The following is a 9926-nucleotide window of genomic DNA, read 5'->3' as shown; positions in this document are numbered from 1 at the left end:
GCCGGCGGTCCGCCGTGCCCGTGCTCGCGGGCACGTACGCCGGGATGTCCGAGCCGAGGGGAGAGCCGATGGGCGCGTTCGACGAGCTGCCGCGGGTGCGCAGAGGTCCGCTTCATTCGCTGTACGCGGCGTTACGGCGGCGCGCTCCGCAGGTGTCCGCGACGCGGCCGGACGAGGACGGAGCGGTCCTGCAGGTGGCGTACCGGGGACAGGACGCGGCCGTCGCCTGGGACGGCGACCTGCGCCTCTACGCGTGGGCGTCCGAGCCGGGCGGGGAGATCGGCCCGGACGCCGAGAAGGCGGCCGAGCTGATCGCCTGGACGCTGGGCGCGTCCGTGAACCCGGGCACGTCCGGCTAGGGCGGTTGGCTAGGGCGGTCGGCTAGGGCGGTTCGGCTAGGGCGGTTCGGCTGAGCAGGTCGGCTGGGCGGTTCGGCTAGGCGGTCGCGACCTCTGGGGAGACGTCCAGGCGGGAGTTCGCCACGAAGGCGTGCAGGGCCCGCAGCGCGGCGCCGGCGTGGTTGCCCCAGTGGTTGAAGTAGGAGTACTGCCACCACCAGAGGGCCTCCAGGGGGCGGTCCTGGTTGTAGTGGCGGAGCCCGTGGACGAGGTCGCTGGCGACGTCGACCAGGTCGTCCGACAGGCGGTACGCGGTGGGCTCGGTGTCCTTGTACGGGTCGAAGACCTCGACGTACTCGTCCAGCGCCTGGAGCCGCTCGCGGAGGCCCTGCCGGACGGCGTCGAGGTCCGGGTCGTCGCCGACCTCGGGCTCCCAGTTGTCCGGAAGGATCACGTCGGCGCTGGCGCCGAGCTGCGCGCCGGCCAGGATGACCTGCGACACCTCCAGGAGGAGCAGCGGGATGGTGTGCTTCCCGCCGTCGCCGCGGGCGACCGCCTCCAGGCCGTTGAGGTAGTTGTCGACGTGGCACGCCACGCGTTCGGCGAGGGCGTTCCAGTCCTGCGGGCTGTTGGTGTCAGACATCGAGCAGCCTCCGTCCTTCGAATGCGCGGCCAAGCGTCACCTCGTCGGCGTACTCAAGGTCGCCACCCACCGGCAGGCCGCTGGCCAGACGGGTGACGGTGATGCCCATGGGTTTGACGAGCCGGGCAAGGTACGTCGCCGTCGCCTCGCCCTCCAGGTTGGGGTCGGTGGCGAGGATCAGCTCGGTCACCGTCCCGTCCGCGAGGCGCTGCATCAGCTCGCGGATGCGCAGGTCGTCGGGGCCGACGCCCTCGATCGGGCTGATCGCGCCGCCGAGTACGTGGTAGGTGCCGCGGAACTCGCGGGTCTTCTCGATCGCGACGACGTCCTTGGACTCCTCCACCACGCAGATGATGTGGGGGTCGCGGCGCGCGTCACGACAGATCCGGCATTCCTCTTCTTCCGCGACGTTTCCGCACGTCTTGCAGAAGCGGACCTTGTCCTTGACCTCCTTGAGCGCCTTCCCGAGACGCTCGACGTCGGCGGGATCGGCGGCGAGGAGGTGGAAGGCGATCCGCTGCGCGCTCTTGGGGCCGACGCCGGGCAGCCTGCCCAGCTCGTCGATGAGGTTCTGAACCACCCCTTCGTACAACGGACCCCTCCTTTCCTAGGTCGCTGCGCTCAGGCGCCCTGACCGCCGCCGAGGCCCGGGAAACCGCCGGGCAGGCCCCCGCCGCCACCGCCACCGGGCAGGCCGCCCCCGCCGGGGAGGCCGCCGAGGCCCTGGGCGAGCGGTCCCATCTTCTCCTGCTGGAGCTCCTGGGCCTCGCGACCGGCGTCGCGGATCGCGGCGAGCACCAGGTCGGCGATGGTCTCCGCCGTGTCGGCCGGGTCGGCCGGGTCGATGGCCTTCGGGTCGATCGACAGGCCGGTGACCTCGCCCTGCCCGTTGACCGTCGCGGTGACGAGCCCGCCCCCGGCGGTCCCCGTCACCTCGGCCTCCGCAAGCTCGCGCTGCGCGTTGAAAAGCTGCTCCTGCATGGCCTGCGCCTGCTGGAGCAGTTCCTGCATGTTCAGCTGACCACCGGGTTCCACGGTGCACTCCCTCTTCCGGCCCCCGAGGGCCTGCTCTCTGGCGCTCCGCCAGCCACCGGACGTCCGTCCCACGAGACTACGGGTTCGGGGCAGGATGCGGTACGTGGGGCGGACGGTCCCCCGGTCCCCTTTTCCCGGAGTTGCCTTTCAGGAGTTGTCGATCTCACGGATGATCCGGCCGCCGAGCTCGCGCTCGATGAGCGCCATCCCGTTCATCTCGGCCTCGATCCCGTCGGCGTCGGCGTCGCCCTCGGGGTCGACCTCGTCGCTCTCGTCCAGCGGACCGGGATCGGGGGGCGGCGGAGGCTCGTCCGGCGGCGGGGGCGGCGGGGGCGGCGGTTCGGGCGCGCTCTCGTACCTGTCGGACCTCTCGGGCGCCGGTGCGGACGGCTGCGCGGCCGGCCGGGCCGGGGACCGCGGCTGCGGTGCCGGGTTCGGTGTCGCCGCCCCACCGAACCCGCTGCTAGGGCCCGGCCTCCCCGATGGGGGACCGGCCGGCGCCCCGCCGACGACGGTCTCGATCCGCCAGTCGACGCCCATCCGCTCCTTGAACACCTCACGGAGGACGGCGTCGCGCCCGCCGTTGACGAACCCCAGGCGGCGTCCCTCCGCGTCGAAGCCGAGCGTGAGGACCTTCCCGTCCAGCGACACCGGCTGCACCCCGGACATGATGACCATCCAGGTGGCGCGGCTCTTCTGCTTGACGGCCTCGACGACGTCCGGCCACAGCCGCTGAACGGCCCCGAAATCCACCCCTCCGCCGGGGGCAGGAGCGGGAGCCGAGGCGGGCGAGTTCGCGGTCGCGGCGGCGCCGGCGCCGGCGCCGGGCGCCCCGGCGCGGGGCGCGGCACCGCGGTTATCCACAGAACCTTGTTCTGCGGGCGCCGAGGCGGAGCGGGGGTCGACACTGGAAGTGGGGTCGCCCCCCTGGGAGGGCGGGGAGTGATCTACACCCGTTTGTATCGGGCCACCTTGCGCCTGCGGCGGCGCCCCGCTGGGACGAGGGTTGCCGCCAGACGCGGGATCGCCCCCCGGAGCAGGAAGCGAATAACCCCCGGCCGCCTGCGAACCGGCCCCTGGCCCGGCACCGAAACCGCCCTGGGAGGCCTGGCGTTCGAGGCGGTCCAGGCGGGCGTGCAGGGACGCCTCGTCCTCGTAGGCCGCGGGCAGCAGGATCCGCGCGCAGATCAGTTCCAGCAGCAGGCGCGGCGACGTCGCACCGCGCATCTCCGTAAGGCCGGTGTGCAGCAGGTCGGCGGCGCGCGTCAGCTCCCCCGGCCCCATCGAGGACGCCTGGCGCCGCATCTGCTCCAGCTCGTCCGGCGGGACGTTCAGCAGCCCCGTCCCGCCCGCCTCGGGGACGTTCGACAGGATCACCAGGTCGCGGACGCGTTCGAGCAGGTCGGCGGCGAAGCGGCGCGGGTCCTGCCCGCTCTCGATCACGCGGTCGATCGCGGCGAACACCGCGGCGCCATCGCCGGCCGCGAAGGCCGCGATGACCTCGTCCAGCAGCGCCGAGTCGGTGTAGCCGAGCAGCGAGACGGCCCGCGCGTACGTGATGCCCTTCTCGTCGGACCCGGCGAGGAGCTGGTCCAGGATCGACAGCGTGTCGCGCGCCGATCCGGCGCCCGCCCGCACGGCCAGGGGCAGCGCGGAGGGCTCGTACGGGACGTCCTCGCTCTGCAGGATCTCCTCGACGAGCTCCTGCAGCACACCGGGCGGGATCAGCCGGAACGGGTAGTGGTGCGTCCGGGACCGGATCGTCCCGATGACCTTCTCCGGCTCGGTCGTCGCGAACACGAACTTCAGGTGCGGCGGCGGCTCCTCGACGAGCTTCAGCAGCGCGTTGAAGCCCTCCCGGGTGACCATGTGCGCCTCGTCGATGATGTACACCTTGAAGCGCGCCGACACCGGGGCGAAGAAGGCCCGCTCCCGCAGGTCGCGGGCGTCGTCGACGCCGCCGTGGGACGCGGCGTCGATCTCGATCACGTCGATGTGCCCCGTCCCGGACGGCCCGAGCGCGACGCACGAGTCGCACTTGCCGCACGGGTCGGGGGTGGGGCCCTGCTCGCAGTTCAGCGAGCGGGCGAGGATGCGGGCGCTGGACGTCTTGCCGCAGCCGCGCGGACCGCTGAACAGGTACGCGTGGTTGATCCGGCCGTTGCGCAGCGCCTGCCGCAGGGGCTCGGCGACGTGCTCCTGCCCCTTCAGCTCGGCGAACGTCGCTGGCCGGTACTTGCGGTACAGAGCCAGACTCATCGGGGGTCCGCCCTCCCTAGAGAAGCAGAGCGTCGGATGCGCAGTGTCGCCGTGAACCGGTCGCCGTCAAACCAAGGGACCCCCCGCACACCCGCCAGAGCCTGCTTATCCTTGCTGCCTTCCGGCCCTGGGGAGGTTCACAGGATGACGCCATGCGAGGGGTCCTCTCACAGTCTATGGCATCCCCCGCCCCGGATTGCCATGCTTCCCGCGTAGTCTCCGCCCCATGGCCGCCTCACCCCGCGACACGCTCCTGCACATCGCCGAACGAACCCACTGGGAATCCGCCCGCGCCACCGGTGTGTCCTACTCGATGTCGACGCTGGGCCGGACGCTGGACGAGGAGGGCTTCATCCACTGCTCGTCCGACATGGCGCAGGTGAACGGCGTCCTGGGCCGCTTCTACGGCGACGTCCCCAGCGAAGACCTGGTCCTGCTGACCGTGGACGTGTCCCGCCTGGAGGCCCCCGTCCGGTACGAACCCGCCGGGGACGAGCTCTTCCCGCACGTGTACGGCCCGATCCCGGTCTCCGCCGTAATTGAGGTCAGGTCACTGCCCGAGAACCGGTAGGCTTTCCCGTGGAGGATTCGCCTAGTGGCCTAGGGCGCACGCTTGGAAAGCGTGTTGCGTGCAAGCGCTCGCGAGTTCGAATCTCGCATCCTCCGCCACGCCTCACCAGGCACAACTTCCGAGGGCGGCTCCCACACGGGCGCCGCCCTCAGTGCTTCCAGCCTCCGTCCGCTCAGCCGGCGGACGGAGCGGACACTCACCCGCAGGTACAGCGAAGCCCCACCTGAGGATCTGGTGGAGCACGCCGGCCGTCGCGAGGCCGACGCTGGTCCCCGTCACGGGAGCCGGAAGGGCGCTGCGTCGCCCATGTCCACGCGGCACCCAGCGTTCACGGCGATGAGTCGGACGTGTACTACTGGTGGCGCAAGGAGCCCGGCCTCTTGGACGTCGAGGGATTCGGCATGCTCCACGGCACCGGCTTCGACGCCTTCCGTGCTGAGATACGAGCCGTCCCGGACGACACACCGAGGTTGTAATAGCCGACACTCCTCATGTGCTCACCTGCCGTTTCACCTCCTCCGAGGATGAGTGAGACAGGATCACTGCTAACAAGCCCACCTTCGAACGACATAGGAAACGGCCCACGGTCACCAATGTCGGTTCACCTTTCGGCTCAGTCTCAGTTGGGCGCCGTTCGGGGTCGTTTGCGGGCGCCTGGCTACGGACGGTGGTTGGTTCGGATCCGCATTCTCCGCCCACGCCGGCCGGGATCCGGGCCCATCTCGTGCTTCTACGGGGTGTTGGGGGAGACCGGGCGTTCGAAGAAGGTTTCCAGGACGACTGTTGCGTGGGTGCCGTTGACGCCCTGGATGTCGTAGAGGCGGCGTAGGACGTCCTGGAGCCTGCTCGTCGTGGACGTGCGCACCTTGACCAGGACGGATGCCTTTCCCGCGACGACGTGGGCCTCCTGCACCTCCGGGAGGGCGGCGAAGTCGGCGGCGCGCTCGCCCATCCAGACCGACGAGTCGATCATGACGAAGGCGAGCACGCCCTGGCCGAGGGCGGCCGGCTCGACGTCCACGCTCGTCCTGCGGATGATCCCCCGCTCGCGCATCTTGCGTACCCGTTGGTGGACGGCGCCCGCCGACAGGCCGACGGCCGTGCCGAGGGCGGCATAGGACCGGGTGGCGTCCCGCTGAAGAAGTTCGAGCAACTGACGATCGATGCCATCCACGTTCTTCACGAGATGACTGTATCTCGTATGGCTGGAGCGGGATATGGCTGAATGACAACGAAAAAACGACGAATCGGCAGCCCGACGCGCCGTACGCTGCGGCGATGCCGACGACCGTTGATCATGAACTCGTGGAGGCGGCGGCGCGTGTCGCGTCCGGGCACGCCCGCGGCGACGCGCACACGGTGGCCGCCGCCGCCCGCGCTCGGGACGGGCGGATCGTCACCGCAATGAACGTGTACCACTTCACCGGCGGCCCGTGCGCGGAACTGGCCGTCATCGGCACCGCCGCCGGCCAGGGCGCCCATCGGCTCGACACGATCGTCGCGGTCGGCGACGGCGACCGCGGCGTGATGCCGCCCTGCGGGCGCTGCCGGCAGGTCCTCTTCGACTACTTCCCGTCCATCGGGGTCATCGTCGCCGCCGGTGACGCGCTGAGCACCGTCCCGATCGCGGAGCTGCTGCCCGGCGCCTACGTCTGGAGGGACGAAGCCTGAGGATTCGCACAGCGGCCATGACCCACGGGTCAAGTTCCGTACTTAGTCAACGGCCGGTTGAGCTGCCGCGTAACTGGTTTACCAACTCTGGCAAGCCGAGTGACGCGTGTTGTTGCGTTGCCTTCTCGGGCCCGAGGACGACGCCGTAAACTCGTAGGGTGATCTTCAAGGCGGTAGGTGACGGAAGGCCCTATCCGGACCACGGTCTCTCGTCCCGGGACTGGGCCAAGATCCCGCCTCGCCAGGTCCGCCTCGACCAGCTCGTCAGCACGAAGCGGGAGATGGACCTCCAGTCGCTGCTGTCCAAGGACTCCACGTTCTACGGCGACCTGTTCCCGCACGTGGTCCAGTGGCAGGGCGAGCTCTACCTGGAGGACGGCCTGCACCGGGCGCTCCGGGCGGCGCTGCACCAGCGCCTCGTCCTGCACGCGCGCGTCCTCGACCTGGACGCCGTCGACCTGACCTGATCAGCGCGCGCCGGCGGGCGCGGCCGCGGTGAGCTCCTTCGGCTCGACCAGCGGAGCGTCCGGCCCGGACGGGCGGACGAGCCCGGGCCGCGCCGCCAGCAGCCCGACGAGCAGCTCCGGCACGAGCAGGACCAGCAGCAGGACGAGCGGGACGTCCCAGCCACCCGTGGCGCCGTGGAGGACGCCGACCGCGAGCGGTCCGGTGGCGGCGAGGACGTAGCCGCCCGTCTGCGCCATCCCGGACAGCTGCGCGGCGGTGGTCGGGCCCGGCGACCGCAGGCTGAGCAGCGTGTAGGCCAGCGGGAACGCGCTGCCCGTGCCGACGCCGAGGACCGCCACCCACACCCAGCCGGCGGAGGGGACGAGCAGCAGGCCGGCGAGGCCCGCCACCATAGTGGCGATGACCGCGACGACGAGGGGACGCTGGTCGCGCAGCCGCGCGGCGAACACCGGGACCACGAAGCCGAGCGGGATCCCGACGATCATCATGGTGGAGACCATCATCCCGGCGGCCGCGGGCGGATACCCGGCGTCCCGCATGATCTCCGGCAGCCACGACATCAGCACGTAGAACATCAGCGACACCAGCCCCATGAACGCGGCGACGTACCAGGCCACCGCGGAGCGGAGCAGGGAGCCTCCCGCGCAGGAGGTATTGGCCGGCGCGGCCGGGGCGCGGCGCCGCTTGACCGCGAGCGGCCCCCACACCAGGGTCGCGACCAGCGACGGGACGGCCCAGACGGCGAGGGCGAGCCGCCAGCCGCCCGCCTCGCCCAGCGGCACCGCGAGCCCGGCCGCGACCGCGCCGCTGGCCGCCATCAGCATCATCGCGAGCCCGGTCAGCGAGCCCACCCGGGACGGGAACGCCCGCTTGATCACGGCGGGCAGGAGGACGTTGCCCATGGCGATCCCCGCCCCGGCCAGGACCGTTCCGACGAACAGTGACACCGGCGACTGCACCACCCGCAGGACGATGCCCGTGGTGATCATCACGAGGGAGCCGGCGATGGCGGTCTCGGTGCCGGCCAGCCGCGCCGCCGCCGGCGCCACGGCCGCGAACACCCCCAGGCACAGCACCGGCAGCGTGGTCAGGATCCCGACCTCGGCGCCGGACAGCCCGAACTGCTCCTGCAACTCGCCGAGCACCGGGGGGATCCCGGTGATCGCGGCGCGCAGGTTGACCGTCAGCAGCACCAGGCCGGCGAGCGACCACACGGCCACGGCGCGGGGAACGGGGGTCGTCTGAGAGCTGTTCATGTCACCTGTTCGTCAACACTCGGCGGACGGTGAGCCCCCATGAGGGAGCCTCGCCCGATCTCTGTCGTCAGTGGGTCTTCGTCCGTACCGGCCTGGGCAGCCCAGCCACGCCTGCCTCGCCCTGGGTGAACGACGTGGCGGTTCGTGCGCGTAGGAGGGTCTGGCGCGTCGTCAGCTCATCAGTGCTCCTGCGCGCCCACAGGACGGCGTCCCGACGCCGACGTGGAGGCGAGGATCTGGTCCAGGCAGGCATGGGTGGCCCGGGTCGCGGCGTCGGCGTCGCCCGCCTCGATGGCGGCGGCGATGGGGCCGTGCGGGACGTCGGAGTGCTCCAGGAGGGTGCCGGCCGCGCCGATGCTGGCCCGGAGCGCGGCGCTGAAGTCGTGGTAGAGGTCGGTCAGGACACGGTTGTGGGTGGCTTCGACGAGCGCGGTGTGGAAGGCGAGGTCCGCCTCGACGAAGGCCGCGTGCTCGCCCGCCGCCCAGGCCGCGTCGCGGCGCGCGAGGGCGACCGCGATGGCGGCGATGTCGGCGTCGGTGCGGCGGGTGGCGGCGAGCCTGGCCGCCTCCACCTCCAGCCCGCGCCGGACCTCCAGGATCTCGACGAGCTCCGCCGTCTCCAGGCGCCGCCGGACGGCCCCGGACAGCTCGCTCGTCGCGCGCACGTACGTCCCGTCGCCCTGGCGGCTTTCGAGGAGGCCGGCGTGGGTGAGGGCCCGTACCGCCTCCCGGACGGTGTTGCGCCCGACCCCGAGCGTCTCCGACAGCACCGGCTCCGGCGGGATCTTGGCGCCCACCGGCCAGCCGCCGCCGGCGATCTCGTCCCTCAGCTGGTCGATCACCTGGTCGACCAGCGACGACCGGCGGGCCGTGCGCAGCGTCATCGAAACCTCCAGTCAGCCAGTCATCCCATGTTTCGATGATAGGACACCCGGCCAACCGGTTTTATTCCGCCTGGCGCTGGAGTCGCAGAAACCCGCCAGCTCCAGCGCGATCCGCGGCGGGGTCTCCTGCGCGAGCAGCATCCCGGCCCAGTCCAGCGGCGCCGGCGCGGTACACCTGTCGGGGCTCGGGTGCGGTGTCGCTGAACCGGCCGCGCAGGACGCGCCTCGGTGCCGGTCCGAAGCGGCCCGGGCGGCGTCTCCGAGAGCGCGCTGGCTGTCCAGACCGGAGCGGCTACGACGCATCCCACCCCGGACCGATGGGCGAAAGAGAGCTGGCCCCCGCACCAAGGTGCGAGGGCCAGCAAGGTCAGACCGCGAGTCGCGGTCAGATCAGATCAGCGGCTGCGGACCTCGACCGCGGGTGGGGGAACGGCCTCTCCTCCGGAGGCGGACCGGGCTGCGGCGGGACCGTGGAGATCATCGTCAGGTTCATTGACTGTCACCTCGAGTTGAGTCGCGATGCGTCAGCTGCTGCTGACCAAGAAGACCGTCCGGGGCCTCGGCACCTCGGCCATCCCGGAGCCCCGCCGAAAGTTCGCAGGCGATCCCCCGGACCGCGACCAGCCGAATGAGAAGTTTTTTTGCGTTTTCAAGAGCGGCGGCCTGGGGGCCGGTTCCGGAGCAGAGCGAGATGTGCGATCAGATATGTGATCGTGTCCGCGCACGTCACGCGGGTCGCTGCGCTGGGCCGGTTGGGCGCCGTTGTCTCGGGGGCTGACGCCGCCCCCGACCCCCCGCGAA

General features: G+C 71.5%; 13 protein-coding genes, 1 tRNA gene and 1 other RNA gene. 7 read left to right on the top strand and 8 right to left on the bottom strand.

The window, feature by feature from the left end:
* Positions 1-68 precede the first annotated feature (68 nt).
* Positions 69-359, top strand: a complete 291-nt coding sequence (locus ABGB11_RS04465) for a hypothetical protein (RefSeq protein WP_347629041.1) — start codon at positions 69-71, stop codon at positions 357-359.
* 76 nt (positions 360-435) lie between these two features.
* Here ABGB11_RS04465 and ABGB11_RS04460 read toward each other — a convergent pair whose 3' ends face one another.
* From ABGB11_RS04460 to ffs, 5 genes are all read right to left on the bottom strand, one after another.
* Positions 436-981, bottom strand: coding sequence for a DUF5063 domain-containing protein (locus ABGB11_RS04460; protein WP_021598841.1), 546 nt, complete (start codon positions 979-981; stop codon positions 436-438).
* Positions 974-1573 carry a recombination mediator RecR gene (recR, locus tag ABGB11_RS04455; protein ID WP_021598842.1) on the bottom strand — a complete coding sequence of 200 codons (600 nt, stop codon included), beginning with the start codon at positions 1571-1573 and terminating at the stop codon, positions 974-976. The genes ABGB11_RS04460 and recR overlap by 8 nt, the downstream gene beginning before the upstream one ends.
* A gap of 29 nt (positions 1574-1602) precedes the next feature.
* Complete coding sequence (locus ABGB11_RS04450; protein ID WP_347629038.1) at positions 1603-2016, bottom strand: YbaB/EbfC family nucleoid-associated protein; 414 nt, start codon at positions 2014-2016, stop codon at positions 1603-1605.
* Positions 2017-2163: 147 nt separating this feature from the next.
* Positions 2164-4275 (bottom strand): DNA polymerase III subunit gamma and tau, encoded by a 2112-nt coding sequence (locus ABGB11_RS04445; RefSeq protein ID WP_347629036.1) that lies wholly within the window; start codon positions 4273-4275, stop codon positions 2164-2166.
* A gap of 71 nt (positions 4276-4346) precedes the next feature.
* Positions 4347-4442: signal recognition particle sRNA small type (gene ffs / locus ABGB11_RS04440), an RNA gene on the bottom strand.
* Between the two features lie 59 nt (positions 4443-4501).
* Between ffs and ABGB11_RS04435 the strand changes: the two genes are divergently transcribed.
* The 3 genes from ABGB11_RS04435 (at position 4502) to ABGB11_RS04425 (ending at position 5322) form a co-directional block, all read left to right on the top strand.
* On the top strand, positions 4502-4846 hold the full coding sequence (locus ABGB11_RS04435) for a DUF952 domain-containing protein (protein ID WP_347629034.1): 345 nt from the start codon (positions 4502-4504) through the stop codon (positions 4844-4846).
* Positions 4847-4856: 10 nt separating this feature from the next.
* Positions 4857-4944 (top strand) — tRNA-Ser (locus ABGB11_RS04430).
* A 249-nt stretch (positions 4945-5193) separates the two neighbouring features.
* Positions 5194-5322 (top strand): hypothetical protein, encoded by a 129-nt coding sequence (locus ABGB11_RS04425; RefSeq protein ID WP_347629032.1) that lies wholly within the window; start codon positions 5194-5196, stop codon positions 5320-5322.
* A 254-nt stretch (positions 5323-5576) separates the two neighbouring features.
* Here the strand turns inward: ABGB11_RS04425 and ABGB11_RS04420 are convergent, their stop codons facing one another.
* Entirely contained in the window at positions 5577-6029 is a 453-nt protein-coding gene (locus tag ABGB11_RS04420) for an Lrp/AsnC family transcriptional regulator (RefSeq protein WP_347629030.1), read from the bottom strand.
* A gap of 95 nt (positions 6030-6124) precedes the next feature.
* On the opposite strand from ABGB11_RS04420, the gene ABGB11_RS04415 reads away from it, so the two are divergent.
* Entirely contained in the window at positions 6125-6517 is a 393-nt protein-coding gene (locus tag ABGB11_RS04415; RefSeq protein ID WP_347629028.1) for a hypothetical protein, read from the top strand.
* Between the two features lie 158 nt (positions 6518-6675).
* Positions 6676-6984: a type II toxin-antitoxin system VapB family antitoxin gene (locus ABGB11_RS04410; protein ID WP_021598851.1), complete on the top strand. Its 309-nt coding sequence runs from the start codon at positions 6676-6678 to the stop codon at positions 6982-6984.
* On the opposite strand, the gene ABGB11_RS04405 is transcribed toward ABGB11_RS04410, so the two are convergent.
* Together ABGB11_RS04405 and ABGB11_RS04400 are read right to left on the bottom strand one after the other, a co-directional pair.
* Complete coding sequence (locus ABGB11_RS04405) at positions 6985-8241, bottom strand: MFS transporter (RefSeq protein WP_347629026.1); 1257 nt, start codon at positions 8239-8241, stop codon at positions 6985-6987.
* A gap of 179 nt (positions 8242-8420) precedes the next feature.
* A complete protein-coding gene (locus ABGB11_RS04400; RefSeq protein ID WP_347629024.1) occupies positions 8421-9125 on the bottom strand; it encodes a FadR/GntR family transcriptional regulator in 705 nt (234 codons plus the stop codon).
* Positions 9126-9644: 519 nt separating this feature from the next.
* On the opposite strand from ABGB11_RS04400, the gene ABGB11_RS04395 reads away from it, so the two are divergent.
* Positions 9645-9836 carry a hypothetical protein gene (locus ABGB11_RS04395; protein WP_347629022.1) on the top strand — a complete coding sequence of 64 codons (192 nt, stop codon included), beginning with the start codon at positions 9645-9647 and terminating at the stop codon, positions 9834-9836.
* The last annotated feature ends 90 nt before the right edge of the window (positions 9837-9926 follow it).

The sequence above is a fragment of the Actinomadura sp. B10D3 genome (assembly GCF_039871695.1).
In the GTDB taxonomy this organism is placed as follows: domain Bacteria; phylum Actinomycetota; class Actinomycetes; order Streptosporangiales; family Streptosporangiaceae; genus Spirillospora; species Spirillospora madurae.
This window is presented reverse-complemented; position numbering and strand designations above follow the sequence as displayed.

What these genes read in the sequence shown, in the direction of transcription:
- ABGB11_RS04465 (WP_347629041.1), top strand. Translation starts at nt 69, where the DNA reads ATGGGCGCGTTCGACGAGCTGCCGCGGGTGCGCAGAGGTCCGCTTCAT.
- ABGB11_RS04460 (WP_021598841.1), bottom strand. Translation starts at nt 981, where the DNA reads ATGTCTGACACCAACAGCCCGCAGGACTGGAACGCCCTCGCCGAACGC.
- ABGB11_RS04445 (WP_347629036.1), bottom strand. Translation starts at nt 4,275, where the DNA reads ATGAGTCTGGCTCTGTACCGCAAGTACCGGCCAGCGACGTTCGCCGAG.
- ABGB11_RS04435 (WP_347629034.1), top strand. Translation starts at nt 4,502, where the DNA reads ATGGCCGCCTCACCCCGCGACACGCTCCTGCACATCGCCGAACGAACC.
- ABGB11_RS04415 (WP_347629028.1), top strand. Translation starts at nt 6,125, where the DNA reads ATGCCGACGACCGTTGATCATGAACTCGTGGAGGCGGCGGCGCGTGTC.
- ABGB11_RS04405 (WP_347629026.1), bottom strand. Translation starts at nt 8,241, where the DNA reads ATGAACAGCTCTCAGACGACCCCCGTTCCCCGCGCCGTGGCCGTGTGG.
- ABGB11_RS04400 (WP_347629024.1), bottom strand. Translation starts at nt 9,125, where the DNA reads ATGACGCTGCGCACGGCCCGCCGGTCGTCGCTGGTCGACCAGGTGATC.
- ABGB11_RS04395 (WP_347629022.1), top strand. Translation starts at nt 9,645, where the DNA reads ATGCGTCAGCTGCTGCTGACCAAGAAGACCGTCCGGGGCCTCGGCACC.